At 64.7% G+C, this 25,083-nt stretch carries 27 protein-coding genes; 12 read left to right on the top strand and 15 right to left on the bottom strand.

Annotation, left to right across the window (positions count from 1 at the left end; translation table 11 throughout):
• Window positions 1-4: 4 nt before the first annotated feature.
• Complete coding sequence (locus C3F42_RS28830; protein ID WP_094011975.1) at window positions 5-1,102, bottom strand: sugar diacid recognition domain-containing protein; 1,098 nt, start codon at window positions 1,100-1,102, stop codon at window positions 5-7.
• Between the two features lie 154 nt (window positions 1,103-1,256).
• Between C3F42_RS28830 and C3F42_RS28825 the strand changes: the two genes are divergently transcribed.
• Entirely contained in the window at window positions 1,257-2,588 is a 1,332-nt protein-coding gene (locus tag C3F42_RS28825) for an MFS transporter (protein WP_094011974.1), read from the top strand.
• Between the two features lie 45 nt (window positions 2,589-2,633).
• Here C3F42_RS28825 and C3F42_RS28820 read toward each other — a convergent pair whose 3' ends face one another.
• Together C3F42_RS28820 and C3F42_RS28815 are read right to left on the bottom strand one after the other, a co-directional pair.
• The gene (locus C3F42_RS28820; RefSeq protein WP_038706304.1) at window positions 2,634-3,743 is read right to left on the bottom strand and encodes a P1 family peptidase; all 1,110 of its coding nucleotides are present in this window, start codon (window positions 3,741-3,743) and stop codon (window positions 2,634-2,636) included.
• Window positions 3,744-3,760: 17 nt separating this feature from the next.
• Window positions 3,761-5,125, bottom strand: coding sequence for an APC family permease (locus C3F42_RS28815; protein WP_094011973.1), 1,365 nt, complete (start codon window positions 5,123-5,125; stop codon window positions 3,761-3,763).
• Between the two features lie 181 nt (window positions 5,126-5,306).
• Here C3F42_RS28815 and C3F42_RS28810 point away from each other — a divergent pair, with 181 nt between their 5' ends.
• Entirely contained in the window at window positions 5,307-6,104 is a 798-nt protein-coding gene (locus C3F42_RS28810; protein ID WP_094011972.1) for a helix-turn-helix transcriptional regulator, read from the top strand.
• 5 nt (window positions 6,105-6,109) lie between these two features.
• Here C3F42_RS28810 and C3F42_RS28805 read toward each other — a convergent pair whose 3' ends face one another.
• Window positions 6,110-6,991 carry a LysR family transcriptional regulator gene (locus C3F42_RS28805; RefSeq protein WP_038706305.1) on the bottom strand — a complete coding sequence of 294 codons (882 nt, stop codon included), beginning with the start codon at window positions 6,989-6,991 and terminating at the stop codon, window positions 6,110-6,112.
• Window positions 6,992-7,113: 122 nt separating this feature from the next.
• Between C3F42_RS28805 and argC the strand changes: the two genes are divergently transcribed.
• Window positions 7,114-8,043, top strand: a complete 930-nt coding sequence (gene argC, locus C3F42_RS28800; RefSeq protein WP_038706306.1) for an N-acetyl-gamma-glutamyl-phosphate reductase — start codon at window positions 7,114-7,116, stop codon at window positions 8,041-8,043.
• A 234-nt stretch (window positions 8,044-8,277) separates the two neighbouring features.
• Window positions 8,278-8,964, top strand: coding sequence for a GNAT family N-acetyltransferase (locus C3F42_RS28795; protein WP_104445229.1), 687 nt, complete (start codon window positions 8,278-8,280; stop codon window positions 8,962-8,964).
• A 5-nt stretch (window positions 8,965-8,969) separates the two neighbouring features.
• Here C3F42_RS28795 and C3F42_RS28790 read toward each other — a convergent pair whose 3' ends face one another.
• Window positions 8,970-9,449, bottom strand: coding sequence for a VOC family protein (locus C3F42_RS28790; RefSeq protein WP_094011969.1), 480 nt, complete (start codon window positions 9,447-9,449; stop codon window positions 8,970-8,972).
• A gap of 87 nt (window positions 9,450-9,536) precedes the next feature.
• Window positions 9,537-9,857: a DUF2388 domain-containing protein gene (locus tag C3F42_RS28785; RefSeq protein ID WP_023632009.1), complete on the bottom strand. Its 321-nt coding sequence runs from the start codon at window positions 9,855-9,857 to the stop codon at window positions 9,537-9,539.
• Window positions 9,858-10,012: 155 nt separating this feature from the next.
• Here C3F42_RS28785 and C3F42_RS28780 point away from each other — a divergent pair, with 155 nt between their 5' ends.
• The 3 genes from C3F42_RS28780 to C3F42_RS28770 all read left to right on the top strand — a co-directional run bounded on the left by C3F42_RS28780 (window position 10,013) and on the right by C3F42_RS28770 (window position 12,072).
• Window positions 10,013-10,504: a GNAT family N-acetyltransferase gene (locus tag C3F42_RS28780; protein ID WP_094011968.1), complete on the top strand. Its 492-nt coding sequence runs from the start codon at window positions 10,013-10,015 to the stop codon at window positions 10,502-10,504.
• Between the two features lie 82 nt (window positions 10,505-10,586).
• Window positions 10,587-11,195 (top strand): hypothetical protein, encoded by a 609-nt coding sequence (locus C3F42_RS28775; RefSeq protein WP_104445228.1) that lies wholly within the window; start codon window positions 10,587-10,589, stop codon window positions 11,193-11,195.
• Window positions 11,196-11,256: 61 nt separating this feature from the next.
• A complete protein-coding gene (locus tag C3F42_RS28770; RefSeq protein ID WP_104445227.1) occupies window positions 11,257-12,072 on the top strand; it encodes a protein phosphatase 2C domain-containing protein in 816 nt (271 codons plus the stop codon).
• Window positions 12,073-12,100: 28 nt separating this feature from the next.
• Here the strand turns inward: C3F42_RS28770 and C3F42_RS28765 are convergent, their stop codons facing one another.
• The gene (locus C3F42_RS28765; protein ID WP_104445226.1) at window positions 12,101-12,526 is read right to left on the bottom strand and encodes an N-acetyltransferase; all 426 of its coding nucleotides are present in this window, start codon (window positions 12,524-12,526) and stop codon (window positions 12,101-12,103) included.
• Window positions 12,527-12,709: 183 nt separating this feature from the next.
• Between C3F42_RS28765 and pbpG the strand changes: the two genes are divergently transcribed.
• Window positions 12,710-13,633, top strand: coding sequence for a D-alanyl-D-alanine endopeptidase (gene pbpG / locus C3F42_RS28760; protein WP_046857753.1), 924 nt, complete (start codon window positions 12,710-12,712; stop codon window positions 13,631-13,633).
• 51 nt (window positions 13,634-13,684) lie between these two features.
• On the opposite strand, the gene C3F42_RS28755 is transcribed toward pbpG, so the two are convergent.
• Complete coding sequence (locus C3F42_RS28755; protein WP_094011903.1) at window positions 13,685-14,107, bottom strand: hypothetical protein; 423 nt, start codon at window positions 14,105-14,107, stop codon at window positions 13,685-13,687.
• Between the two features lie 181 nt (window positions 14,108-14,288).
• Here C3F42_RS28755 and pvdM point away from each other — a divergent pair, with 181 nt between their 5' ends.
• Window positions 14,289-15,662, top strand: a complete 1,374-nt coding sequence (gene pvdM, locus C3F42_RS28750) for a pyoverdine-tailoring dipeptidase-like protein PvdM (protein WP_046855255.1) — start codon at window positions 14,289-14,291, stop codon at window positions 15,660-15,662.
• Window positions 15,655-16,935, top strand: a complete 1,281-nt coding sequence (locus C3F42_RS28745) for an aminotransferase class V-fold PLP-dependent enzyme (protein WP_094011902.1) — start codon at window positions 15,655-15,657, stop codon at window positions 16,933-16,935. Before pvdM ends, C3F42_RS28745 begins: the two co-directional genes overlap by 8 nt.
• Before the next feature lie 137 nt (window positions 16,936-17,072).
• On the opposite strand, the gene C3F42_RS28740 is transcribed toward C3F42_RS28745, so the two are convergent.
• From C3F42_RS28740 to C3F42_RS29535, 6 genes are read right to left on the bottom strand one after another with little or no spacing between them, the layout of a single operon-like run.
• Complete coding sequence (locus C3F42_RS28740; protein WP_023629509.1) at window positions 17,073-17,450, bottom strand: response regulator; 378 nt, start codon at window positions 17,448-17,450, stop codon at window positions 17,073-17,075.
• Window positions 17,451-17,494: 44 nt separating this feature from the next.
• Window positions 17,495-18,721, bottom strand: coding sequence for a hybrid sensor histidine kinase/response regulator (locus C3F42_RS28735; RefSeq protein ID WP_104445225.1), 1,227 nt, complete (start codon window positions 18,719-18,721; stop codon window positions 17,495-17,497).
• Window positions 18,715-19,290, bottom strand: a complete 576-nt coding sequence (locus C3F42_RS28730; RefSeq protein ID WP_023629511.1) for a chemotaxis protein CheB — start codon at window positions 19,288-19,290, stop codon at window positions 18,715-18,717. Before C3F42_RS28730 ends, C3F42_RS28735 begins: the two co-directional genes overlap by 7 nt.
• Window positions 19,287-20,108 carry a protein-glutamate O-methyltransferase CheR gene (locus C3F42_RS28725; RefSeq protein WP_094011900.1) on the bottom strand — a complete coding sequence of 274 codons (822 nt, stop codon included), beginning with the start codon at window positions 20,106-20,108 and terminating at the stop codon, window positions 19,287-19,289. The genes C3F42_RS28730 and C3F42_RS28725 overlap by 4 nt, the downstream gene beginning before the upstream one ends.
• A gap of 4 nt (window positions 20,109-20,112) precedes the next feature.
• On the bottom strand, window positions 20,113-23,583 hold the full coding sequence (locus C3F42_RS28720; protein WP_038706310.1) for a response regulator: 3,471 nt from the start codon (window positions 23,581-23,583) through the stop codon (window positions 20,113-20,115).
• Window positions 23,580-23,750 carry a hypothetical protein gene (locus tag C3F42_RS29535; RefSeq protein WP_158659606.1) on the bottom strand — a complete coding sequence of 57 codons (171 nt, stop codon included), beginning with the start codon at window positions 23,748-23,750 and terminating at the stop codon, window positions 23,580-23,582. Before C3F42_RS29535 ends, C3F42_RS28720 begins: the two co-directional genes overlap by 4 nt.
• A gap of 87 nt (window positions 23,751-23,837) precedes the next feature.
• On the opposite strand from C3F42_RS29535, the gene C3F42_RS28715 reads away from it, so the two are divergent.
• Window positions 23,838-24,188, top strand: a complete 351-nt coding sequence (locus C3F42_RS28715) for a response regulator (protein ID WP_023629514.1) — start codon at window positions 23,838-23,840, stop codon at window positions 24,186-24,188.
• Between the two features lie 140 nt (window positions 24,189-24,328).
• Entirely contained in the window at window positions 24,329-24,616 is a 288-nt protein-coding gene (locus tag C3F42_RS28710) for a hypothetical protein (RefSeq protein WP_023629515.1), read from the top strand.
• A 2-nt stretch (window positions 24,617-24,618) separates the two neighbouring features.
• Here C3F42_RS28710 and C3F42_RS28705 read toward each other — a convergent pair whose 3' ends face one another.
• The gene (locus tag C3F42_RS28705; protein ID WP_023629516.1) at window positions 24,619-24,879 is read right to left on the bottom strand and encodes a DUF1652 domain-containing protein; all 261 of its coding nucleotides are present in this window, start codon (window positions 24,877-24,879) and stop codon (window positions 24,619-24,621) included.
• Window positions 24,880-25,083 lie beyond the last annotated feature (204 nt).

Here is a 25,083-nt window from a genome sequence, read left to right as displayed (position 1 = left end):
GCCGTCAGTCCGCCGGCAACAGCTGCAACCCCAGGTACAAGCTCAGCATCCCCTCCATGCGCAACGGATCCACCTCGCCAACCTCGGCAATGCGCTCCAGCCGGTAGCGCAGACTGTTGCGGTGGATCCCCAGCGCCTCGGCGCAGGCCTGGCTCTGCCCGTCATGGGCGCACCAGGCGCGCAGGGTGAGCAGCAACTGCCCGCTGGCATCCTTGGCGCGAATGCGCTGCAAGGGTTCGAGCAGCTCGTCCAGCGCATCGTCGTTGCGGTGCCGCCACAGCAACGCCGGCAGCCGGTAGCGGGCCAGGCTCAGCAGGCGCTCGTCGGGCAGCACCTCACGACCGTAGGCCAGCAGGTCGCGCACCCGCCGATAACTGCGGCGCAGTTGCTCCAGGCTCTGCGCCGGGCTGCCCAAGGCCAGGCGCTCGACGTCCCAACCATGGCGTTGCAGGCGCTCGAGCAGGCGCGGCTCGTCCAGCGGCACGCCAGCTGGCCGGCACCATAGCAGCGACTGCCGCGCAGGGCTGACACACCAGCTGTCCGGGTAGCGGCTCATCAGCCAGGCCGAGAGCGCCTCGGCAGGCGGGCCGCCACGCAACTCGAACAGGCAGGCAATGCGTGGCAGGTTCGGTTTGAGCCCCAGCTGCCGGGCCTCATCGACCAACCGCGGCGAGTCGCCGCTGCCGCCCAGCAACAGCGCCAGCAGGTCGTCGCAGCGCTGGCGCCGCCACTGCTGCTCCACCTGCAGGTGGCGCTGGGCCAGGAGCATCTCGGCGGTCATGCGCACCAGCTCGGCGTAGGTGCGCAGTTGCTGAGGATCGCCGGTGAGGCCGAGCACGCCGATCAGCCGGCCATCGAGCATCAATGGCAGGTTGACACCGGGCTGCACGCCCTTGAGGCACTTGGCCGCTTCCACGTCCAGCTCGACGATGCGCCCATTGGCCAGCACCAGCTGCGCGCCTTCGTGGCGGGTGTTGATACGCTCGGCCTCACCACTGCCCAGGATCAGCCCCTGGCTGTCCATCACGTTGACGTTGCACGGCAGGATGGCCATCGCCCGGTCGACGATGTCCTGGGCCAGGTCGTGGTCCAGCTCGAACATGTAAGGATCCTTCGGCTTTGGTCGGCGGCACAGCAGCCCATACCTGACGCTGTGCAAAAGCACAAAGACAGCCGCGCTACACTGCCCGAGACTTTTCCAGGCGAGCGCCGGCACAGGCGACGCGGTGACAACCATAACAACAGAGAACCCGATCATGGCACACAGCCCCGCCCCTGACCAAGGCAACGAGATCACCCGCAACGCGCTCTACCGGCGCATCACCCTGCGGCTGATCCCGTTCATTTTCATCTGCTACCTGTTCAACTACCTCGACCGCGTCAACGTCGGCTTCGCCAAGCTGCAGATGCTCGACGCACTGAAATTCAGCGAAACCGTGTACGGCCTCGGCGCCGGCATCTTCTTCATCGGCTACGTGCTCTGCGGCCTGCCCAGCAACCTGGCGCTCAACCGCTTCGGGCCGCGGCGCTGGATCGCGCTGATGATGATCGCCTGGGGCAGCCTGTCCACCTGCCTGCTGTTCGTCACCACCCCCACCGAGTTCTACACCCTGCGCCTGTTGACCGGCGCCGCCGAAGCGGGCTTCTTCCCGGGCGTTGTGCTGTACCTCTCGCGCTGGTTCCCGGCGGACCGTCGCGGCCGCATCATGGCCCTGTTCATGTCGGCGATCCCGGTGTCCGGGCTGCTGGGCGGGCCATTCTCTGGCTGGATCCTCGACCACTTCGCCGCGGGCCAGCACGGCCTGGCCGGCTGGCAGTGGATGTTCCTGATCCAGGGCTTGCCCACCGTCGCGCTGGGCGCGCTGGCCATCGTGCTGCTCAGCGACGGCTACCAGAGCGCCCGCTGGCTGAGCCCGGCCGAACGCCAGCTGATCGAGGCGGACCTGAAAGCCGACGCCGCCGGCAAGCCGGCCACTCGCGGCGATAGCGTGCTGTCGGTGCTGGGCAACCCGCTGATCTGGACTTTTGGCTTCGTCTACTTCTGCATCCAGAGCGGTGTCTATGCCATCAACTTCTGGCTGCCGTCGATCATCAAGAACATGGGCTTCGACAGCCCCCTGCTGATCGGCTGGCTGAGCGCCATCCCGTACCTGCTGGCCGGTGTGTTCATGATTGTCGTCGGCCGCTCGGCGGACCTGCGCAACGAACGCCGCTGGCACCTGGTGGTACCGATGCTGATGGGCGCGCTGGGCCTGTTGATCGCAGTGAACTTCGCCGCCCACCCGACCATCGCCATCCTCGGCCTGTCCATTGCCACCATGGGCGCGCTGACCGGCCTGCCGATGTTCTGGCCGATGCCGACCGCGCTGCTCACCGCCGGCACCGCCGTGGCGGGCCTGGCGATCATCAACTCGGTGGGACAGATGGCCGGCTTCCTCAGCCCCTACCTGGTGGGCTTCATCAAGGACCAGACCGGCTCGACCGATGCGGCGCTGTATGCGCTGGCCGGGTTGATCATGGTCGGTAGCCTGGTGGCCTTGCGCGTTTCGCGCAGCACCAGCAGCGCCCTGGCAGGCGCTCGCCAGTAAGTGTCGACGAGGCCATCGCGGGCTTGCCCCGCGATGGCCACTACGCTAGTCGCGAGGTTTCCAACCTGCTTCATGCAATGCCGTCAGCAAGGTATCCCCATCCAGCGCCGGCACCACCACCCCTCCCTTGCCCTGCATCGTGCGCCCCGCCAGCAAGGCATTGACGATCGCCTCCTCCACCGCTTCCGCCGCCGCCATGAACAACGCCGAGATATGGTCGTTGTTGAGCATGCGCAACTCGGTGCATTGTTCCAGCCCCTTGCGTGCATAGTCCGCCGGCGGCAGATTCTGGTTACCGGTGGAGAACGCCAGGAAGATATCGCCGCTGGAGTCCTCGGTGCCGCCACCAGTGCGGGCGATGCCGATCGACGCGCGCTGGGCCAGGCGCTGGCACTGGTGCGGCAGCAGCGGTGCGTCGGTGGCGATCACCACCACGATCGAGCCCATGCCCGGGGTGCCCGTCACAGGTTCGGCGAAAGGCGACGGCAAATGCCCCAGCTGGCGCCCCACCGGGTAGCCGTCCACCCGCAACTCGCGCCGCTGGCCATGGTTGGCCTGGACCAGCGCACCGACAGTCCAGCCGCCCTGCCCGTCCTCCAGGCGCCGCGAGGCCGTGCCGATGCCGCCCTTGAACTCGTGGCAGATCATCCCCGTGCCACCGCCCACCGGCCCTTCCTGCACCGGCCCCGGGATGGCTGCCTCCTGCGCCTGGCGTACCTGCGCCGGGGTCACGTGCTGGCCCCAGATATCGTTGAGCAAACCATCGTAGGTTTCCATCACCACCGGCATGCACCAGTACACCGCATCGTCCGGCAGGCGCTCGCGCTCGGCGGCGATCAGCGCATCGCGCACCACGCCGACGCTATGGGTGTTGGTGATGGCGATCGGCGTGGTCAGCAGGCCAGCCTCACGGATCCACTCCAGGCCCGTGGCGTCGCCGTTGCCGTTGAGCACGTGGCAGCCGGCGAAGCAGGGTTGCTGGCGGGCCGCGCCCGCACGGGGCTCGATCAAGGTCACCCCGGTGCGGATCGGTGCCGGGCGTTGTTCGTCGATCAAGGTACTGTGGCCGACCCGCACTCCAGGGACGTCGGTGATGGCATTGAACGGGCCCGGGGTGCCGTGGCCGAGGGTGATGCCCAGTTGACGCGCACGCATGTGTACTCCTTGGATACTCACAATTTCTGGAAGGTCGGGCTGAGCCGGCCGTGGGTGCTGTACAGCGTCACCGACACGGCCAGCAGCCCGAGAATGATCAACAGGTCACGCAAGGACGCCTCGCGCAGCAGGGTCACCAGCAGCCAGGCGGCACCGCTGACCGCCAGCAGCGCCGGCAATGGCCATAGCGGCATGCGGTACGGATGCTCGCGGTCGCGGCGCAGTACCCGGCTGCACAAGGCGCATGCGGCCACCACCAGGTAGATCAGCAGCAACAGCAGCACGGTGAACGAGGTCAGTTCCTCCAGGCTGCCGGACAGGCTCAGCAAGGCCGACGGCACGGCGAGGAACAGCGTGGCCAGCCACGGCGACTCCCAGCGCGGATGGATCAGGGTGAAGGCACGGTTTAGCGTGGGCGTCCAGATCGCGTCGCGCCCGCTGCTGTACACCACCCGGCCGACCTGGATGACGATGGCGACGATGGCGTTGAACACCGAGAGGAAGATCCCCGCGCTGACCAGCCGCGCCAGGGTCTCATTGCCATGGGCGGTCAGCAGGTAGCCGATCGGATCGCCGCTGGCCAGCATTGCCTGCAGCGACGGCGCGCCAATCAACAGCGCCGCCAGCGGGATCACCTCGATGGCCACCACCACCGCCAGCGACCACAGCACCGCCCGGTGCACGGTGCGGCCACGGTCTTTCATGTCTTCGGCCAGCAGCACCGCGCCACCATAACCATTGAAGGCGAACAGCGCCATGCCCACCGCGCCCAGCACCAGTGCCCAGGGCGCGACCGTCAGCGCCCCTTGCTCGAGCATCTGCGGCTGCAACAGGCTAGCCACCGGCTGGCTGGCATTGCCGAAGCCCAGGATCACGATCACCAGCAGCGCGGCGACCTCGCAGAACAGGAACACCCCGGTAATCCAGGCATTCAGGCGGATATTGAGGATACCCAGGGCATAGCTCGACACCACGATCACCAAGGCCACGGTCTGGGTATCGAAACGCGTGCCCAGGGCATTGTTCAGGTAGGTGGCGGCGCCACCTGCGAGCACCGGCGGTATGAACAGCATCGAGGCCAGCACGGTGAGGAAGGTGGCATAACCCGCCAGCCCGCCGAACACGCGCTTGGCGTACACGTACTCGCCGCCAGCGGAGCTGTGGGCGCGCCCCAGTTCGGCGTAGCACCAGGCGAACATCAACGCCAGCGCTCCGGCCATGATGAAGGACAGGAACGCACCACTGCCGGCCTGCTGGATGGCGAACGGGGCAATGACGAACACGGAACTGGCTGGGGTCACCGCGGAAACGGTGATGGCGACCACGTCGAACACACCCAGGCGCTGCTTGAGCGCGCTTGCGGGCTCTTCGCTGGAGCTCATGGCGTTTTTCCTCTGATTGTTATTGGTTGTGAGGGGAAAACCGGTCGCGCGGCCGCTGGACCTGGGCTGGACTGTAGGCCTGGGCAAGCCTTTGGCCAATTACCCTTAGGGGGTACGCCCCTTGACGGGGCGGTGCAAAGCTCTGAACACTGCGGGCCTACCACCAGCCGCGGCGGGCCCCATGCACCATCTATTCACCGAAGCCAGCGCCCACGCCGGCCTTGCCCGCACCGTCGAGCAAATCGGCCAGCCGCGCTTCTGGCGCCAGTTGATCCTGCTGCTGCAGCAATGGCTGGCGTTCGACAACGCCCTGGCGATGTTCTACCCCCGTACCGGGCTGCCCCGGGCACTGGAAATTTTCGACGCACGGGGTGAAGGCAACCCCGAGGCCATGGCCCTGTACCTGAGTGGCCTGTATCAGCTCGACCCGTTCTACCAGGCCTGCCAGGAGCGCATAGGCGATGGCCTGCATCGCCTGGAAGAAGTGGCGCCGGACCAGTTCCGCCAGAGCGAGTACTACCTCAAGTACTTTCACGACCATGTCCTGGAGGACGAGGTGCAGTTCATCGTCCAGCTCGGCGACAGCGGCGCCCTGTCCCTGTCGCTGGGCCGGCGCGAACGGTTCGACAGCGCCAGCCACGGCCTGCTGGCGCTGGTCTGTCCGTGGGTGGTCGCACTGATGACCCAGCACTGGCAGCAGCACAGCTTGCGCCCGACGCCAGTGGCGGGCATGGCCCACCAGGTGCGCGACGCCATGAGCCTGTTCGGCGCCAAGGTGCTGTCGGAGCGCGAGCTGGAGATCGCCCGGCTTATCCTGCGCGGTTATTCATCGAAGGCCATGGCCGAGCGGCTGGCCATTTCACCGGAGACCATCAAGGTGCATCGCCGGCATCTGTACGCCAAGCTGGACATCTCGTCGCAACCGGAGCTGTTCTCATTGTTTCTGCAATCGCTGGGGCACGATCCGCAGGACCCTTGAGCCTGTCACTGGCGCAACCGCCCCAGCGCCTCCAGCACATGCGCGGTCGCCCGCTCCACCTCCCCTTCACGGCAGGCAATGCCGAGCTGACGCCACAAGCCAGGTCGCAATGGCCGTTGGGCAATACGCCCCTGCGGCTGGCGCACCTCACCTTCCTGCGGCAGCAAGGTGGCGCCATACCCGGCGGCCACCAAGCTCTTGATCGCATCGTTGTAGTTCAGCTCGATCCGCGCTTCGGGATACAGACCTGCCGTGGCGAACCACTCCGAGGTGACCCGCGACAGCTGGGTGGTGCTGTCGTTGAGGATCAGCGCCCTGCCGGCCAGCCAGGCCGGGGTGACCCGCGCCGGCGGCTGCCAGTCGGCGGGCACATAGGCCATGATCGGATCGCGCCGCCACGGCGTGATCCTCAAGCCCTTGCCCGCCACCTGCGGCAGCGCCACCAGGCCGATGTCCAGGGTGCCTTCACGCAGACGCGCCAGGGAGGCCTGGGAGGTGAGCACCTGCACCTGCACGTCGATCCCCGGATGATCCACCCGCAGGGTTTCCAGGGCCTGGGGCAGCAGGTGGGCAATGGCGCCGGTCGAGGCGCCGAGGCGCACCCGGCCGGTCAGGCCCTCGACCTGCCGGCGCACCTCGTCCAGCGCCTGGTCGGCATCGGCCAGCAGGCGCCGGGCGCGGGCCAGCAACGTCGCGCCGATGGTCGTGGGGCGAACCTGGCCGCGCGTGCGGGTGAGCAATGGGGCTCCGATGCGCGCCTCCAGTTCCGCCACATGCAGGCTGATGGTCGGGGGCGCCAGGTTGAGCTGGCGGGCGGCCTGCGCGAAGGACGCGCAGTCGGCGATCACCACCAGGGTGCGCAGGCGGTCGAGGCTGATTTCTCGCATGGGGTCTCGCAAGGGCGGCTATCAATTCAGTATTACTGAACGTGGGCATCATGATATTCAAATTTTCTTTCGTCCAGTGAGCAGCGAGGATTAGCCATCACTCCCGTCACCGGACAATCGACATGCATCAACCCCTAGTATTCATCGATGGCGACCAAGGCACCACCGGTCTGCAGATCCACGCCCGCCTGCAAGGCCGCGACGACCTGCGTTTGCTCACCCTGCCCGAGGCCGAGCGCAAGGACCCGGCCCGCCGCAGCGAGGCCATCAACAGCGCCGACATTGCCCTTCTCTGCCTGCCCGACGAAGCCGCCCGCGAGGCCGTGGCCATCCTGCGCAACCCGGCGGTACGGGTGATCGACGCCAGCTCTGCGCACCGCACAGCTCCAGGCTGGGTCTACGGCCTGCCTGAGCTGAACGCCGAGCAGGCCGAGCGCATCGCCACGGCTACCCGGGTCAGCAACCCCGGCTGCTACCCTACCGGCGCCATCGCCCTGCTGCATCCGCTGGTCAAGGCCGGCCTGCTGCCCGCCGACTACCCGCTGAGCATCCATGCCATATCCGGCTACTCCGGGGGTGGCCGTGCCGCGGTCGAGCGCCATGAACAGCGCAGCGATGATTACCTGCCGGCGCTGCAACTGTACGGCCTGGAACTGGCCCACAAGCATGTGCCGGAGATCCAGCGACACGCAGGGCTCAGCGCACGACCGGTGTTCGTCCCGGGCTATGGCGACTATCGCCAGGGCATCGTGCTGAGCATTCCCCTGCAACTGCGCCTGCTGCCCGGGGTCAGCGCCGAGCAACTGCAGGCCTGCCTGGAACAGCACTACCAGGGAGCCCAGCACGTGCAGGTCATGCCCCTACACCAGCACGGCGCGGCCGCAGCGCTCGACCCGCAGGCGCTGAACGATAGCAATGACCTGCGCCTGGCCCTGTACGCCAACCCCGAGCACGGCCAGGTGCTGCTGACCGCGGTATTCGACAACCTGGGCAAGGGCGCGTCGGGCGCCGCCGTGCAGAACCTCGACCTGATGCTGGCTGGGCTGCGCTAGTGTCCTGTCTCGGAAATACGTTCTCTTTTGGCGAGTGGCTTGGGTGTTCGGCCAAGGCGCCGCGACGAGTCATAGCAGGGCTATGGCGAGGAGTGGCAACGCGGGCCGGGCGCCCAAGACGCCGCCAAAAGTGAACAGCTTATTTCCGAGGCAGGACACTAGCATCTGCGGGTAGAATGGACGCCCGCCTCGTCCGGGGCGGGTGTTTCACACCTTGCCGGAGTTCCACCCGCGATGTTCATCCTCCGCCGCCTTGACGGCGTGCCGCCCGAATCCTTCCAGAACCAGATCCGCCAACTGGTGATCGACCACGTCGGTCAGCTCAGCAGCGTCGCCATCAGCCCGGACAACCCGCTGTACCCGCTGTACCAGTATGGTGTCGGCCTGGAGGTGCACCAGTACCTGATGGCCCTGGACGGCACCCGCGGCCTGCGAGTCGAACTGACCCTCGCCCTGGATGCCGACGCGCCGGACCGGTTGCTCGGCTTTGCCCTGGTATTGCCGGCCCAGGACAACCCGCAAGCCTGCGCCCTCGCCTACCTCGCCGTGGACGCCAACCACCGCCGCAAAGGTATCGCCCGTGGCCTGCTGGATGCCGTGCGTGGCCGCTATGCCTGTGTCGAGCTGAGCGCCTTCGCCCAGCAAGTGCCGTGGTTCGAGAACATGGGCCTGCAGGTAGTCGCCAGCGCCGGGCCGCAGGTATTGATGAGCAGTACCGGCAAGCCCAGCGAGGCACTGATCGGGCGGCTGGATATCGCGCCGATCTACCAGACCGTCGAGGTGCGGCAGATCCATGCCTACCTGCTCAAGCAGCAGGGCGAAGCGGCGATGGTCGAGGCCGAACGGCTGCGCGACGTACGGCTGGATACGCTGGCAGAGCAAGCGAGGGCATGCGTCAGCGAACGCAAGCGCGTGCACTGAAGGGTTCAGCCCTTGATGGCTTTCTCGATGGCGGCGATATCGATCCTGCTCATCTGCAGCATCGCCTCGAACGCCCGCTTCGCCACGCCGCGATCGGCGCTGGCAACGGCCTCGGTGAGTATCCGTGGACTGATCTGCCAGGACAGGCCCCATTTGTCCTTGCACCAGCCACAGACACTTTCACTGCCACCATTGCCGACGATGGCGTTCCAGTAGCGGTCGGTCTCTTCCTGGCTGTCGGTCGCCACCTGGAACGAAAACGCCTCGCTGTGGCTGAACGCCTTGCCGCCGTTCAGGCCAATGCAGGGCACGCCCATCACTGTGAACTCGACGGTGATCACGTCGCCCGCCTTGCCCGAGGGGTAGTCGGCAGGCGCCTTGTGCACTGCGGTCACGCGGCTGTCGGGAAAGGTGCTGGCATAGAAATTCGCCGCGTCCTCGGCGTCGTTGTCGTACCACAGGCAAACAGTGTTCTTGGCGGTCATGGGCACTCTCCTGGGCGGGTCTCACTGCCCACGAGTCTAGCCCCCGGATCCATCCGCCCCGAGCAAGCGCGATCAACGGCTGGCCAGTCAGCTCCCCTGGCAGGCGAAGGCCCGGGCCAGCTCAAGGTCACCCAGCGCGCTAGCGGGGTGCAATTGGCGATAGTCACCCAGCGCCTGCTCCAGGCGTGCGCCGCGCAAACGCCCGTCGCTGGCGATGAACATCAGCGCATCATCGCGGGCGGCCTGGTAGCTGCGCTGCGAGTGGCTGGTGGAGCCGCTCACTGCGGCCGTGCCCAGGCTGGAGCCAACGGTGAAGTGATCGATCGAGTTGCCCTTGCCGTCCATCGCCCACACCGGGGTTGCGAGCAGCAGGAGCAGGGTGCAACGCAAAAGCGGGGCAACAGGCATGCGGGCCTCTTCGTCGGGTGGTCGCGTTGCCACGGATCATCGCCATAAACGCAGGCAGCGGCAAGGTTGCTGTATGCCAGGTTTGCCGGCCATCTGTATCTAACGGCGATTGCCCGCTGCGCCTAGGATCGAAGCCTGTAACCAAGGGAGCTGCCATGAACGAACTGCCAACCACCAGCGATTTTCCCGGGCTGGTCCTGCGCCGCTTGCTGCCGGGCGACCAGGCCATGGTTTGCGCCCATCGCGAGGCCATGTTCCTGGAGGCCGGTGGCGACCCTGTGAGCCTGCGAACCATGACCGAACACTTCCGGCCCTGGCTGCAACCACGCCTGGCCGATGGTCGCTACTACGGTTTCGTGCTACTGGATGAGGAGCAGCCGGTGGCGGCCATCGGCCTGATGTCGATCGACTGGCCGCCGCACCCGGCGCATCCCTGTCACGAGCAGCGCGGCTACGTGCTCAATGTCTACGTGGAGCCTTCCCATCGCCGCCGGGGACTGGCTTCGAAACTGATGTGCCTGGCGGAGGCCGAGTTCATCCGGCGCGGCCTGGGCTTTGCCGTCCTGCACGCCACCGAGGTGGGCCGGCCGGTCTATGCCGGCCTGGGCTGGGCGCAGACCGCGGAAATGGCCAAGCAACTGGACTGAGCTCAAGTCAGCCGCGCAAGCGCCGATACTTCTCGTGCATCCGCCACGGATGCACGATCTTGCAGTTACTCAAGGAAGATTCATGTCGCGTCACAACCTACCAGCGCTGCTGGTACTGTCACTGCTCCTGTCGCTTGCCGGCTGCAATGCCCTGCCCCGCTCCACCACCGACCAAGCCCCGCCACTTGGCCCGGTGCTGCCGGACAGCGAGGCACGCAATGCCTGGATTGCCCAGGCCCTCGCCCTGGACCCGCTGGCCAGTCAGAACCGCCAACCACCCCCGCGCCAGAGCAACGCGCAAATCGTCGCCAAGCTGCGTCAGAAACGCGATATCCAGCTGCCGGACGCCTACTGGAGCCAATGGCAGCGCAACCTTGATGTCTTCGATGCCGACACTGCGCGCCACAAGGAAACGCAGCGCGGCCTCTACATCGACACCCTCACCGACCAGCTCAAGCGTGTCGACGACCTCACCCTGCAACGGCTGGCCAATGCGCCCGACACACTCGACGCGGCCACCCGAGAGGCCTGGAAACTCCGCCTGATCGAGCGCTACAGCCGCTACATCATCGACAGCGAAGTGAACCGCGACATCATCGACGCCCACCTGCGGCGCATGGCGCTGATGGACCGGCAATACGGCGTCTGCGCCCTGGACAGCGACTGCTGGGACCGCGCACCCAAACCTTGATATTTGACGCACGCCGACCCAGCGTTCAAGGTTGCTGCACCCCATCGATCCGGAGCCCGATATGCATTTCGACCTGATCCAGTCCCTGAGCCTGGCTGGCAAGCCCGATGTCCCCAATGACGACCGCGTCGGCAGTGCCGACCGCCATGCCTGGGTAATCGACGGCGCTACTGACCTCGGCGCTCCCGGCCTGCTGGGTGAGCGCGGCGGCGCGGCCTGGCTCTCGGCCACGGCCCAGCGCGCCTTCTCCGCGGCGTCGGGGCCCCTGCGGCAGGTCTGCGAATCGGTTTTCGTGGCGATTGCCCAGGCTTACCAGCAAGACCGTCAACGTGAGCCGTTGGCCACCTGGGAACTGCCGCGCGCCGCCTTTGCCGCGGTAGCGTTGGAAGGTGATGAGCTGGTCTGCGCCCACCTGGCCGACTGCGTGGTACTGCACCGCAGCGCGAGCGGCATCCACTTCCTCACCCCGGAGCCCGACCGCGAGGCCGAACGCGCCGAGGCTGCGGCACTTGGGCCCGGTACTGGCGCCCACGGCGTGCGGACCCCTGCCGTACTGGCTGACCGGCGGGTTGCCCGTGAGCGTCCCCGGGCCGTGCTTGGCATCGATGCCGAGCTGTCCAGGGAGGGCACGCTCTACAGCCGGGCATCAGTGTCCCTGGGGGACGATGTGCTGTTGATGAGCGACGGTTTCGCCGCACTGTTCGACACTTATCGCGCCTATGACCCAGCCGGTTTCATCGAGCGCCTGCTGGCCCACGGCCTCGATGACCTGGCGCGGACGTTGCGTGGCATCGAGCACGACGATGCGGCATGCCTGCGCTACCCACGATTCAAGATGAGCGACGACGCCTCGGCGATCTGGTTGCGGGTTGGCTGAGACCTTTTCCTGTGCGAAGCCTGCAAGACTAGGCCAATCGCTTTTGCAGAAAATAACGGGTATGCCCAGGCGGGAAATCGGCAATCTCACCAAAAACCTCGAACCCCAGCTTGCGGTAGAAGTCCGGCGCCTGGAAGCTGAAGGTATCCAGCCAGATCCCGCCACAGCCCTTTCTCCTCGCCAGCGCCTCAGCCCTGGCCATCAGCTCGCGCCCACAGCCCTGCCCGCGCATCCGCTCGGGCACCACCAGCAGTTCGACGAACATCCACCCCCCACCCAGCCTGGCGTAGAGGCCACCGACGATTTCATCCAGGTTGGGGTCACGCAGCGTCCAGGCGACGGAGGCCGCTCCAGGCGAGCCGATCACGCCACCATTGAATTCGCGCAAGGGTTTCAAAATTGCATCGTGATGCAGGCTAGTCGCCTGGTCGGTGAAATCGATACGGAGTGTCATGGCAGGTCGTCCGGTTGACCATATGGGAATGCGGCGCAAAGCCCGCCGGATTAAATTTACTTCACGTTGCGCCCTTTGGATATAAGGCATTCGACAGCCGTTCGGCCATACTCCAGAATGCAACGGTTTTTGGGGGAAACCCTTGCACAGCCAACGACATACCAACATTTAGTGAGCCTCAACGTGAAAACTTCCCTGTCCATCCTCAGCCTGCTGCTGTTGCTCACAGGAACCGCGACCCTACCGTCGACCGCTGCTGCACAACCCCCGGCCCAGGTCCAGCGTGACCCGAGCAAACTGCACCTGGCGTCCGGCAGCGCCCTGTTGATCGACCTCAACACCAACAAGGAGCTGTATTCCAGCCACGCCGATCGCGTGCGCCCCATCGCCTCGGTCACCAAGTTGATGACCGCGATGGTCGTGCTCGACGCCAAGCTGCCCATGGACGAGATGCTCACCATGACCATCGCCAACAACCCGGAGATGAAAGGCGTGTATTCCCGGGTGCGGCTGGGCAGCGAGCTTAACCGTCGCGAGACGTTGCTGATCACCCTGATGTCGTCGGAAAACCGTGCGGCCAACTCACTGGCCAACCACTACCCCGGTGGCTACGGCGCGTTCATCAAGGCGATGAACGCCAAGGCCCGCAGCCTGGGCATGAGCCACACCCGCTACGTCGAGCCGACCGGCCTGTCGACCTTGAACGTCTCCACCGCCCAGGACCTGGCCAAGCTGCTGATGGCCTCGCGCAAGTACCCGATGCTCAGCGAGTTGTCGGTCACCCGCGAAAAGACCGTGGCGTTCCGCAAGCCCAACTACACCCTGGGTTTCCGTAACACCGACCACCTGGTGAACAAGAGCAACTGGGACATCAAGCTGACCAAGACCGGCTTCACCAACGAAGCGGGGCATTGCCTGGTGCTGCTGACCAAAATGGACAACCGTCCAGTGGCCATGGTGATCCTCGACGCCTTCGGCAAGTACACCCACTTCGCCGACGCCAGCCGCATGCGCCAGTGGCTGGAAACCGGCAGCGCCAAGCCGGCGCCGGCAGTCGCCATGCAGTACAAGAGTGAAAGGCAGCGCGCGCGCCTGGCGCAGGACTGAAACGACAACGCCCCGCGCAAGCGGGGCGTTGTGGGCTGAAACCGGGCGTTTTCAGGCCTGGGTGGATACCATGCCACCGGCACTGTTGCCGCCGGTCTTGGTCAGTGCATCAAGCAGCTTCGCGGTCGCTGCCTGTATTTGCCCGCTCAAGGTGGCAATGCTCGACTGCTTGGCGAGAATCATCGTCGCTTTCGTGGTGTCGTCCATTTCCTGCGCGGCGATCTTCGCCAGCTGACGCTGTTCTTCGGCCATCTGCTTCTGCAATTGCCTGATCATCTCGCGCATTTGCTGAATGTACGACGGCTCGCCGCTACCCTCGTCATCCTCGGCCTTCTTTGCGCCGGCAGGCTTGCCTGGTTCGCTGGTGCCTTTGAGGTCTACCGCGACAGTAGCCGGCGACTTCTCGTCTTCTTTGGCCTGCCCTTTGACCAGTTGCGTGGCGATGCTGCTGCTGACGTTGTTGATGCCTACCATTCCTTAATCCTCCACGGTGGGTCCTTTCAATGACTGGGGTATCGGCACCACGCGTGCAAACTTGATTCTCGCCCACCGATAAATTTACCCGCCCGCCATTCGTCCACCTGATACCCGAGCCCTGCCCTAGCGCCCACCGCGCGGCCAGGCCGGAACCGATCAGCCCTGCAACGAGATGGCAATGACCAAGACCCGCTCCCGCAAAGCCTTGTACATCGGCCTGCCCCTGGCCCTGGTGGCCGCCCTGGGTGGAGCCGCCGGCTATTACTTCTGGAAACAGGACGGCGGCTACCCCCGTGCGATCGTGCAGCAGGCCAACGACCTGCATGAGCACATGCTCTCCTTCGACAGCCATGTCACCGTGCCGTTGGGCTACGGCAGCACCGGTTACGAAGCAGACAAGGACGGCCGTGGCCAGTTCGACCTGGCCAAGGCGGCCAAGGGCCGGCTGTCCGGCGCGGCGCTGACCGTCTTCGGCTGGCCGGAGCTGTGGAACGGCCCGAACGCGCCGCACCGCCCTACCCCTGGCTTCATCGACGAGGCCCGCAACCAGCAGGAAGTGCGCTACAAGATCATCAGCGGCATCGTGCGCGACTTCCCCAACCAGGTCGGCATCGCCTACACACCGGACGACTTCCGGCGCCTGAACGGCGAAGGCAAGTTCGCCATCTTCATCAGCATGCTCAACGCCTACCCACTGGGCAGCGACCTGTCGCAGCTCGATTTGTGGACCAAGCGCGGCATGCGCATGTTCGGCTTCAGCTACACCGGCAACAACGCCTGGGCCGATTCCTCGCGGCCACTGCCATTCTTCAACGACACCCCCGACGCCTTCGGCGGCCTGTCGCCACTGGGCGAGCAGGCGGTCAAGCGGCTCAACGACCTGGGCGTGATCATCGATGTCTCGCAGATGTCCACCCTGGCCCTGGAAGACGTCGCCCGCCTGAGCCGCGCGCCGTTCGTGGCCTCGCATTCGGCGCCACGGGCGCTGGTGGACATTCCGCGCAACCTGTCCGACAAAGAGATGCAACTGATCAAGGACAGCGGCGGCGTGCTTCAGGTGGTGGCCTTCACCACTTACCTCAAGCCCCTGAGCAAGCCGACCCTGGAGAAGCTCGAAGCCCTGCGCGCACGCTTCGACCTGCAACCGTTGCAAGGCCTGACCAACGCACTGATGCCGGGCGACCCGATCATCGCCATCTGGCCAGAGGCGCGCTTCGGCGAATACGCCAGCAGCCTGTATGCCATCGTCGACGAAGAGCCCCGCGCCGGCCTCAAGGAGTATGTCGACGCCATTGACTACGCGGTGAAGAAGATGGGCATCGACCATGTCGGCATCAGTTCCGACTTCAACGATGGCGGCGGCGTCACCGGTTTCATGAACGTCGGCGAGATCCGCAACGTGACCGCCGAACTGCTGACCCGCGGCTATTCCGAAACCGATATCGCCAAGCTCTGGGCAGGCAACTTCCTGCGCGTCTGGGGGCAGGTGCAGAAAGCCGCCAACCCCGTGGCCCAGCTCGCCAATACCGCCCAGGAAACCCGCCATGACTGATCGGCGCGCCTTCCTCAAGCAGGCCGCCGCCCTGGCGGCCAGCCTGCCGTTGCTGCCAAGCGCCCTGGCCGCCACCGCCACCCCGCCGTCATTGCAGGGCCCGGACAAATGGCGCCAGTTGCGCCAGCTGTTTCCCCTGGCGCCGGATGTCGCGCACTTCGCCAACTTCCTGATCACCGCCCACCCACGGCCGGTACAGGATGCGATCGACCGCCACCGCGCCACCCTCGACCACAACCCCGCGGTGTGCATGGACTGGGAGAGCCAGTACGAATGGCAGCGCGAGGATGAGGTCCGCGAGTGGGCTGGCCGTTATCTGGACGTGCGCCCCCGCCAGGTCGCCCTCACCGGCAGCACCACCGAGGGTCTGGGCATGATCTACGGCGGCCTGCACGTGGCGTCGCACCAGGAGATCCTGACCACCGAGCACGAGCACTACTCGACCCACAACTGCCTGGCCTTCCGTCTGCGCCAGCATGGCACCCAGGTGCGCAAGCTGCGCCTGTTCGACAAACCGGGCGACGTGTCCACCGACCGGGTGCTGAGCGTGATCGACCGCAGCATTCGCCCTGAAACCCGTGTGCTGGGCATGACCTGGGTACACTCGGGCAGCGGCGTCAAGCTGCCGGTGGGCGCCATCGGCGAGCTGGTGCGCCAGCACAACCGCAACCGCGACGAGGCCGAACGGATTGTCTACGTGGTCGATGGCGTGCATGGCTTCGGCGTGGAAAACGCCCGCTTCGCCGACTTCAACTGCGACTACTTCATCGCTGGCACCCACAAGTGGATGTTCGGTCCACGCGGGACCGGGATCATCTGCTCGGCGTCCGAGCAGATGCAGTACCTGACACCGACCTTCGCCACCTTTTCACGCAACGAGGACTTCGGCACCATCATGACCCCGGGCGGGTACCACGCCTTCGAGCACCGCTGGGCGCTGGGCGAGGCCTTCAAGCTGCACCTGGAGCTGGGCAAGGCCGATGTCCAGGCACGTATCCACCAGCTCAACGACTACCTCAAGGCGCGCCTGGCTGAACACCGCGCCGTGGAGCTGGTGACGCCGGTCAGCCGCGAGTTCTCCGCAGGCTTCACCTTCTTCCGCATCAAGGATCGCGATCCCGATGCCGTGGCCGCCTACCTGAACGCCAACAAGGTCATGGTCGATGCCGTGGACCGCGACGCAGGGCCGGTGATCCGCTTTGCGCCGAGCCTGCTCAACGATGAACAGCAGGTTGACCGGGCCATGGCATTGCTGCGTACGCAGATCGGTTGAGGTAACGCCATCCATACCGGGGCTGCGGTGCAGCCCATTCGGCGGCGAGCCGGCTCCCACCCCGACCGCGCCGCCCTCAAGCCAAGCGCCGCCTCTGTGGGAGCTACGGTTCGCCGCAACGACTTGCCAGCGATGGCCTAGCGCAGCAACGCCTGGATCTGCTCGTGGAGGGTATCCAGGTCGAACGGCTTGGCCAAGATCGGCGCCTTGCGCGCGATCGGGCTACCCGACTCGAGAATCTCCGCCGGATAGCCGCTGATGAAGATCACTTTCAGGTCAGGCCGCAGTTTCACCGCAGGCTCTGCGATCTCCACCCCGGAAATCCCGCCCGGCAGGCGGAAATCGGTGACCATCAGGTCCAGGTGCGGCTTGCTGGCCAGGATCGCGAACGCCTGCTCGCCATCCTCGGCCACCAGCACGTGGTAGCCCTCGCCTGCCAGGTAATCACGCAGGATCATACGGATCGCCGGCTCGTCCTCGACCACCAGTACCACGTCTTGTGCATCTTCACTCATGACAACGCCTTCGAATTCAATAAGTTGGCTATCAGACCGCAGCTTTATGCAGAGGTTGCCCGGGGATGATCACAGGCATGCGGCAATACCGATAGCGGCAGCTGGACGGTGAACGTCGACCCAGTTCCAACCTGACTGTCGACCCGGATCCGCCCGCCATGGGCCAGGATGATCTGCTCGGAAATGTACAGGCCCAAGCCCAGGCCACCACTGGCCTGCTGCGCAGCGACACGCTCGAACTGCTGGAAGATCCGCTGCTGGTTCTGTACATCGATGCCGATACCTTGGTCCTGCACCTGTACACAGGCCATTGCGTCCTCTTCGAACACCCGCACTTGCACAGGCTTGCGATTTCCATAGCGCAAGGCATTGGACAACAGGTTGGCCACCACCTGTTCAATCCGGAACTCGTCCCACTCGCCCTGCAAGGCATCGCAGCGCTGCAGCTCGATAAAGGTGTCCACCGCGTTGGCCTGGGCGGTGAAGTTCTCCACCAGCCCCCGCACCAGTTGTCCAAGGTCGAAGGTGCGCGGCCGGATCGAAAGCTTGCCGGTGCGAATCCGCGACACGTCGAGCATGTCTTCGACCAGGCGGATCAGGCTGTTGATCTGGCGTTCGTCGCGCTCGACCATGGCCTTGAGCTTGTCTTCGCTGAACGCCGCCAGGTTGCCACGCGCAAGATGCATGCGACGCAACTGGGTTTCCAGGATCAGCCCGTTGAGTGGCGTGCGCACCTCATGGGAGACGATCGACATGAAGTCATCGCGCATGCGCACTGCTCGCTCCAGCTCGCCACGAGCCAGCTGCAACTGGTTGAGGAGCAGCTCCTGCTCCTGCCGGCTGTGTTCCAGGGCCTGCAGTTGGCGGTCCAGCGCCTTGCGTTGGCGGAACAGGTCGACGAATACCGACACCTTGCTCTTCACAGCCAAGGGTTCCAGGGGCTTGTGCAGAAAATCCACCGCTCCGCTCTCATACCCCTTGAAGGCATAGTTCATCTCGCGCCCGGCGGCGCTGACAAAGACGATGGGAATATTGCGGGTCTTCTCCATGCCGCGCATCAGCTCGGCCAGCTCGAATCCGTTCATGCCAGGCATCTGCACATCGAGAATGGCCAGGCCGAACTCGTGCTCGAGCAGGAGCGACAACGCCTCGTCGGCGGACTGTGCCTGATACACCTCGCGGTCATCGCCCTGGATCAGGGCGGCCAGGGCCAGCAGGTTTTCCGGCAGGTCGTCGACGATCAGCAGTTTCGCGGTGATGTGGCTTAGCATGCGCTGGGTTCCAGGGTAGCGAGCAACTGCCCGATACCGCTCAGGGAAAGAATGTGGTCCGGGTCGTGCAGGGCCAGTGCGGCCTCCGGCATCAACGCGACCTGTGCTTCGCGAGGGTCCTGGACTACCGTCCGGCCTCCGCTTTGTTTGATGCGTAAAAGCCCTTGGGCGCCGTCTTCATTGGCCCCGGTGAGCAATACGCCTAGCAGCTCCGAGCCGTAGGCGTCGGCGGCCGACTCGAAGAGAAAATCGATTGCCGGTCGTGAGAAATGCACCGGTTCTTCCTGGCTCAGCGACAGGCTGAAATCACGCTCCACCGACAGGTGGTAGCCCGGCCCCGCTACATAGATCAGGCCGGGCTCTATTCGCGCCTTGTCGAGGGCCTCGCGAACCGGTCGACGCAAGCGGCGTTGCAGCACCTCGGCCAGCTGGCTGTGCCGATCATCGGGCAGATGCAGCACGCATAATACCGGGATGGCGAAATCGCCGGGCAGCGCGCCGAGCACGCTGAACAGCGCCGACACGCCCCCCGCCGAGGCGCCAATCACAATCGCTCGCACGCTGTTCATGTCTTGCGGTAGATCCGCTCGGGCCGCACCAGCGGCTCGAAACGCTCGCCGTAGGCCGAGAAGTCCACCGACTCCTTGCTGCCCAGCACCAGAAAGCCGCGGTGGCACAGCGACTCGTGGAACAGCCCCAGGGCACGGTCTTGCAGCCCCTTGTTGAAGTAGATCAGCACATTGCGGCACGACACCAGTTGTGTCTCGGAGAACACGCTGTCGGTGGCCAGGCTGTGATCGGCGAAGGTCACGTTGTCGCGCAGACTGGCATCCATGATGGCGTTGCCGTAGGCGCTGGTGTAGTACTCGGAAAAGTCCCGCCGACCACCTGCCTTGCGATAGTTATCTTCGTACTCATGCATGACCTGCATGGAGTAGATGCCCTGCTTGGCACGCTCCAGCGAGTGCGGATTGATGTCGGTGGCATAAATGATGGTGCGTTCGAGCAGGCCCTCCTCGCGCAGCAGGATGGCCATGGAGTACACCTCCTCGCCGGTGCTGCAACCGGCGATCCAGATCTTCAGCGAGGGCCAGGTGCGCAGCAGCGGCACCACTTCGGTGCGCAGTGCCAGGAAGTGCCCAGGGTCGCGGAACATCTCGCTGACCGGGATCGTCAGGTACTGCAGCAACTCGAGGAACATGCCCGGGTCATGCAGCACTCGCTCCTGCAGCGACGATACCGTGCGGCAGTCGAACTGGCGCATGGCATGGAGGATCCGGCGCTTGATCGAGGCGCCGGAGTAATCGCGAAAATCGTAGCTGTACTTGAGGTAGATCGCCTCGATCAGCAGCCGGATTTCGATATCGGTATTGCGTTCACTGGTCAAGATTTCAGATTCGCTCCAATTGCGGCAGCCAGACTCGGATCAGCGAGAACAGGCGGTCCAGCTCGATCGGTTTGGCCAGGTAGTCATTGGCCCCGGCCTGCAGGCAACGCTGCTGGTCGTCCTTCATCGCCTTGGCGGTCACGGCGATAATCGGCAGCTTGCGCCAGCGCGGTTGCTGACGGATCAGGCGCGTCGCCTCGTAGCCATCCATTTCCGGCATCATCACGTCCATCAGCACCAGGTCGATGTCGTCGTTGGCTTCGAGGCACTCTATGGCCTCGCGCCCGTTGCGGCCGATCTCGACGATGGCACCCTTGTGTTCCAGGGCGCTGGTCAGGGCGAAGATATTACGCACATCATCGTCCACCAGCAGGATCTTGCGCCCCTCGAACACCTTGTCGCGGCTGCGAGCGGTCTTGAGCATGCGCTGGCGTTCGTTGGACAGCTGCGACTCGACCTTGTGCAAGAACAGTGTCACTTCATCGAGCAGGCGCTCGGGCGAGCGCGCGCCCTTGATGATGATCGAGCGCGAATATTTGAGCAGGTCGGCCTCCTCCTCGCGGGTGAGATTACGGCCGGTGTAGACGATCACTGGCGGGAAGCTACGGATATCTTCGGCGGTCATGCGTTTGAGCAGCTCGTTGCCGAGCATGTCGGGCAACTTGAGGTCGATGATCATGCAGTCGTAGATATTCTCGCGCAGCAGCGCCAGGGCATCCTGAGCCATTGCCACGGCAGTGATTTCGATATCGTCGTCGCCGATCAGGCGGGCAATGCTCTCGCGCTGCAGGTCATCGTCTTCCACCAGCAGGATGTGCTTGAGCTTCTGCGTGAGCTTCGCCTCCAGCCGACCGAACACCGCCTTGAGTTCCTCGCGGCTGGTGGGCTTGACTGCGTAGCCCACCGCCCCCATGTGCATGGCCGCCTCGACTCGGTCCTCCACCGAAATGATATGCACCGGAATATGCCGGGTGCCGGCCTGCTCTTTCAGGCGCTGCAGCACGGTAAGCCCGGAATGGTCAGGCAGGCGCATGTCCAGCAGGATGGCATCGGGCAGGTACTGGGCCGCCAGCTCGAAGCCCTCGTCGGCGGAATGGGCGACCAGGCAGCTGTAGCCCAGTTCGTGGGCGAGGTCGAAGAGGATACGAGCGAAATTCGGCTCATCCTCGATCACCAGGATGCAGCGGTTGCCGAATGGCGCCTGCTCGCGATCGTCGGCGAAGGCCGGCGTCGGGCGCTCGCTGCGTACGGTTGTCGCCATCGGCGGTGCCGGAGGCAGTTCGTCGACCGCCGGGCGCAGGCTGTGCACCTCGATCTGCTGGGTATCAGGCTCGAAATGCTCGGGAAGGACCAGGCTGAAAACGCTGCCCTGCCCCGGGGTGCTATCGACATCGATCTGCCCACCCAGCAGGTGCGCCAGGTCACGCGAGATGGACAAGCCCAGGCCCGTGCCGCCATAGCGCCGGTTGCTGGTGCCATCGACCTGGTGGAAGGCGCCGAAGATCGCCTGCTGCTGGTCGGCGGCGATGCCGATGCCGGTGTCGCGCACCGCGAAGACGATCCCCCGTCCCGCTTGATGGCTGATGCGCAGGCTGACCTGGCCACGCTCGGTGAACTTGATGGCGTTGGACAACAGGTTCTTGAGAATCTGCTCAAGGCGCTGACGGTCGGTGAACAGGGAAGCCGGCAACGGTTGCTCCAGTTGCACGGCGAAGGACAGCCCCTTGTCCTGCGCCAACGGTTGGAACATACCCTTCAAGCCTTCGACCAGCCGCTCCAGCGGAGTGTTTTCGGCGCGTACCTCCAGCTTGCCGGCCTCGACCTTGGCGATGTCGAGAATATCGTTGATCAGGTTGAGCAGGTCGTTGCCGGCCGAATAGATGGACTCGGCGAACTTCACCTGCTCCTTGCTGAGGTTGCCTTCGGCGTTCTCGGCCAGCAGCTTGGCCAGGATCAGTGAGCTGTTGAGTGGAGTGCGCAGCTCATGGGACATGTTGGCGAGGAACTCGGACTTGTACTTGCTCGAGCGCTGCAGGTCATCGGCGCGGGCCTGCAACTCGACCTGGGCCTGGTTCAGCTCGCCGTTCTTGCGGTCCAGCGCCTCGGTGCGCTCGGCCAGTTGTTCGTTGGTCTGCTCGAGTTCGGCCTGCTGGGTCTCGAGGTGGGCCTGGGACTCCTTGAGCACCCGCGACTGTTCCTCGAGCTCTTCGTTGGCGGTCTTGAGTTCCTCCTGCTGCACCTGCAGTTCTTCGTTGAGCTGCTGGGTTTCAGCGAGCACTTCCTGCAGGCGCTGGCGATAGCGGGCGCTTTCGATGGAGATACCCAGGTTTTCGGCGACGCGCTGCAGCAGCTCCAAGTCACGATCTTGCAGCGTGCGTAGGAATCCCAGCTCCAGTACGCCGTTGACCCGCGCGTCGTCCTGCGCCGGCACCAGCACACCGCTGCGAGGCAAGCCACGGCCCAGCCCGGAACTCAGGCGGTAGTAATCCTCCGGCAGCTCATCCAGGCGCAACAGCCGCCCCTGGGCCACCGCCTCGCCCAGCAGGCCGGCATGATCGCCGACGCGCGGTTCGCTGGCCTTCTGTTCGGCATCCAGACCATAGGCGGCGACCCGCACCAGCTGGCCATGCTCATCGCGCACATACAGCGCACCGACCACGCTGCCCAGGTAACCGGCGAAAAAGCGCAGGATATTGTCGCCAAGCATCGGCAGCGTCAGCTGGCCCAGCACCTGTTCGGCCAGCTGGGTCTGTCCGGCACGCACCCAGGCCTGTTGCTCCAGGCGCTCGGCGGCGCGTTGCTGGGCTTCGAGGTTTTCGACATAGCTTGAAGACAAGGCCAGCAAGTCACGCCGTCCGAGGTAAGCAAGCAACGCACTCAGGGCAACGATGAACAGCACGAACGCCGAGATCGCGGTCATGGTGACCGTGCTGACCGTCTCGTTGCGCGCCGTACGCAGTTGCTGCTCGGTGTTGATGAAAGTGTCGAACTCCTTGCGGATCTCGTCGGTCAGGCGCTTGCCGCGGCCACGGCCAATCGACGACGCCACATCACCCTGTTGGGTGCGCCGCTGGCTGATGACTTCGTTGCCGAAGGTGTTCCACTCGCGCTGCAGCGCCGCGATGCGGTCGATGCGGTCAACTTGCTGAGGGTTGTCGGCCACCATTGCCCGCAGGCTGTCCAGGCTGCCGAAGATGCGCGGCTTGGCCACCTCGTAGGGGTCGAGGAAACGCTCTTCGCCGGTCAGCAGATAGCCGCGCATGCCGGTTTCCATGTCGATCGACAGCTTGATCGTCTCGTTGGCATTGCCGATCACCCGATCGGTGTGCTCGACCCACTGCATGGCCGAAAGCAGGTAGTAGATCACCGCGACAAAGGCCACGGCGCCCAGTAGCCCCACTCCCAGGGGCAGGCCGACGTTGCGGCTCAGCAGTTTGCGAAAACTGCGTTGGTCCATCGAGGCTGCTTGAATCATGTGAAAGTGCCCGAGCGAAAAAAATCCATTGAACAGACCGGCGTCAACGTCGTGTAAGTGATGCCCTGCGCCAGACCGACCGCGAATACCGCGAGTCTAACCAGCTTTGGCAGATCTGGCAGGGCATTTAGCCAGTATTTGAAGCCTGCTTGCAGCAAACGTTCCATCTATTTGCGCATGCCGTTAAGCTTGGGAACTTCTGCCATGGCCCCGCGCACAGAGTAGAGACAATCCATCGAAACAGGACCCATGAAATGCACCTTCTGGTAGTCGAAGACGACGACATCGTTCGCATGCTGATAGTCGAAGTGCTCGACGAACTGGGCTATGCCGCCATCGAGGCCGACAGCGCTGCCGCGGCCCTCAAGATCATCGAGGATCCCACGCAACCGCTGGCGCTGTTGATGACCGACGTCGGGTTGCCCGACCTGCGCGGCGAGGAATTGGCGGCCAAGGCCCGGGAAAGCCGGCCGAATCTGCCCGTGCTGTTCGCCAGTGGCTACGCCGAGAGCTTCAACGTGCCCCCAGGCATGCACCTCATAGGCAAGCCGTTCAGCATCGACCAGTTGCGCGACAAGGTGCTGGAGATTCTCGGCCCCCCCTGAGCCGCCTGTTAGCAACTGGCTTAGCGGGTGCCGCGCATGCCAGGCCGAATGAGCTGCTTCAGCCTACTGAAATAATTTGAACGTCTGGCGCCTTTACGCTTCCAACTTCGAGCTATGCCTCTTTGAGTCGGAAAGCCACCATGAAGATGCCTTGTCGTGCCCCCTGCGCTTGCCTGGAACTGGATTTCGTCCGCGATACATTATTCGGTCCAATGGCCCAGCGTGCCATGTGCCAGGTCCAGTTGGCGGCACTTAGCCTGCAGGGCCGCCCCGCACTGCGCCTGCATATCGAGCCACCGTTACCTGCCAAGGTGGAGAAGGCGCACAGCGTCGCCTTCGCCTGGGAGGGACGCAATTATCGGGGCGTTGTCCGTGAACACGTCAAGTGCGGCGACGGCGGCATCAATCTGTTGCTCGAGTTGCAATGACCTCAGGCAATCGCTTTACGGGCCCCCGGCGGGGCATCACGTTGCGCCTTGACCCGACTCACAAGGTTCACCAGATCTCGACAGTTGTTGAGGTTGGCAATTGGCACCACTGCCACGGTAAGGCAATCGTCCGGACTCGAGCCCTGACCCAAGCGAATGGTGAGGTTCTCGCCATCGGCGCAGCTCACCTCGCAGTGGTCGGGCAGGCAAGCCTGCTCGATCATCTGCCGCATCTCAAGCATAGAAACGCCAATCAAAGACATGGTACGACCCTCTCTGTAGTGGATGGCCTGTCAGATGTGCTACGCCCTCGACCGGCAAGGTTGTCAGTCGAAGTTGAGCATCACCGGGCGCAGGTCCATTCGCCCCGGTAATGACAACGCCGAAGTGTCTCATGCACCTTAGTGGAAGAAACCACTGACCGGGCAACGTTCGGTCGTCTTCGCCCTACAGGCGACGGGCGGTCA

Source organism: Pseudomonas sp. PONIH3, assembly GCF_002934345.1.
Taxonomy (GTDB): domain Bacteria; phylum Pseudomonadota; class Gammaproteobacteria; order Pseudomonadales; family Pseudomonadaceae; genus Aquipseudomonas; species Aquipseudomonas soli.
This window is presented reverse-complemented; position numbering and strand designations above follow the sequence as displayed.

Bases quoted from the DNA above. Each gene is read 5' to 3' on its own strand.
- C3F42_RS28830 (WP_094011975.1), bottom strand. From the start codon at position 1,102: ATGTTCGAGCTGGACCACGACCTGGCCCAGGACATCGTCGACCGGGCG.
- C3F42_RS28825 (WP_094011974.1), top strand. From the start codon at position 1,257: ATGGCACACAGCCCCGCCCCTGACCAAGGCAACGAGATCACCCGCAAC.
- C3F42_RS28820 (WP_038706304.1), bottom strand. From the start codon at position 3,743: ATGCGTGCGCGTCAACTGGGCATCACCCTCGGCCACGGCACCCCGGGC.
- C3F42_RS28815 (WP_094011973.1), bottom strand. From the start codon at position 5,125: ATGAGCTCCAGCGAAGAGCCCGCAAGCGCGCTCAAGCAGCGCCTGGGT.
- C3F42_RS28810 (WP_094011972.1), top strand. From the start codon at position 5,307: ATGCACCATCTATTCACCGAAGCCAGCGCCCACGCCGGCCTTGCCCGC.
- C3F42_RS28805 (WP_038706305.1), bottom strand. From the start codon at position 6,991: ATGCGAGAAATCAGCCTCGACCGCCTGCGCACCCTGGTGGTGATCGCC.
- argC (WP_038706306.1), top strand. From the start codon at position 7,114: ATGCATCAACCCCTAGTATTCATCGATGGCGACCAAGGCACCACCGGT.
- C3F42_RS28795 (WP_104445229.1), top strand. From the start codon at position 8,278: ATGTTCATCCTCCGCCGCCTTGACGGCGTGCCGCCCGAATCCTTCCAG.
- C3F42_RS28790 (WP_094011969.1), bottom strand. From the start codon at position 9,449: ATGACCGCCAAGAACACTGTTTGCCTGTGGTACGACAACGACGCCGAG.
- C3F42_RS28785 (WP_023632009.1), bottom strand. From the start codon at position 9,857: ATGCCTGTTGCCCCGCTTTTGCGTTGCACCCTGCTCCTGCTGCTCGCA.
- C3F42_RS28780 (WP_094011968.1), top strand. From the start codon at position 10,013: ATGAACGAACTGCCAACCACCAGCGATTTTCCCGGGCTGGTCCTGCGC.
- C3F42_RS28775 (WP_104445228.1), top strand. From the start codon at position 10,587: ATGTCGCGTCACAACCTACCAGCGCTGCTGGTACTGTCACTGCTCCTG.
- C3F42_RS28770 (WP_104445227.1), top strand. From the start codon at position 11,257: ATGCATTTCGACCTGATCCAGTCCCTGAGCCTGGCTGGCAAGCCCGAT.
- C3F42_RS28765 (WP_104445226.1), bottom strand. From the start codon at position 12,526: ATGACACTCCGTATCGATTTCACCGACCAGGCGACTAGCCTGCATCAC.
- C3F42_RS28755 (WP_094011903.1), bottom strand. From the start codon at position 14,107: ATGGTAGGCATCAACAACGTCAGCAGCAGCATCGCCACGCAACTGGTC.
- pvdM (WP_046855255.1), top strand. From the start codon at position 14,289: ATGACCAAGACCCGCTCCCGCAAAGCCTTGTACATCGGCCTGCCCCTG.
- C3F42_RS28745 (WP_094011902.1), top strand. From the start codon at position 15,655: ATGACTGATCGGCGCGCCTTCCTCAAGCAGGCCGCCGCCCTGGCGGCC.
- C3F42_RS28740 (WP_023629509.1), bottom strand. From the start codon at position 17,450: ATGAGTGAAGATGCACAAGACGTGGTACTGGTGGTCGAGGACGAGCCG.
- C3F42_RS28735 (WP_104445225.1), bottom strand. From the start codon at position 18,721: ATGCTAAGCCACATCACCGCGAAACTGCTGATCGTCGACGACCTGCCG.
- C3F42_RS28730 (WP_023629511.1), bottom strand. From the start codon at position 19,290: ATGAACAGCGTGCGAGCGATTGTGATTGGCGCCTCGGCGGGGGGCGTG.
- C3F42_RS28720 (WP_038706310.1), bottom strand. From the start codon at position 23,583: ATGATTCAAGCAGCCTCGATGGACCAACGCAGTTTTCGCAAACTGCTG.
- C3F42_RS29535 (WP_158659606.1), bottom strand. From the start codon at position 23,750: ATGGAACGTTTGCTGCAAGCAGGCTTCAAATACTGGCTAAATGCCCTG.
- C3F42_RS28715 (WP_023629514.1), top strand. From the start codon at position 23,838: ATGCACCTTCTGGTAGTCGAAGACGACGACATCGTTCGCATGCTGATA.
- C3F42_RS28710 (WP_023629515.1), top strand. From the start codon at position 24,329: ATGAAGATGCCTTGTCGTGCCCCCTGCGCTTGCCTGGAACTGGATTTC.
- C3F42_RS28705 (WP_023629516.1), bottom strand. From the start codon at position 24,879: ATGTCTTTGATTGGCGTTTCTATGCTTGAGATGCGGCAGATGATCGAG.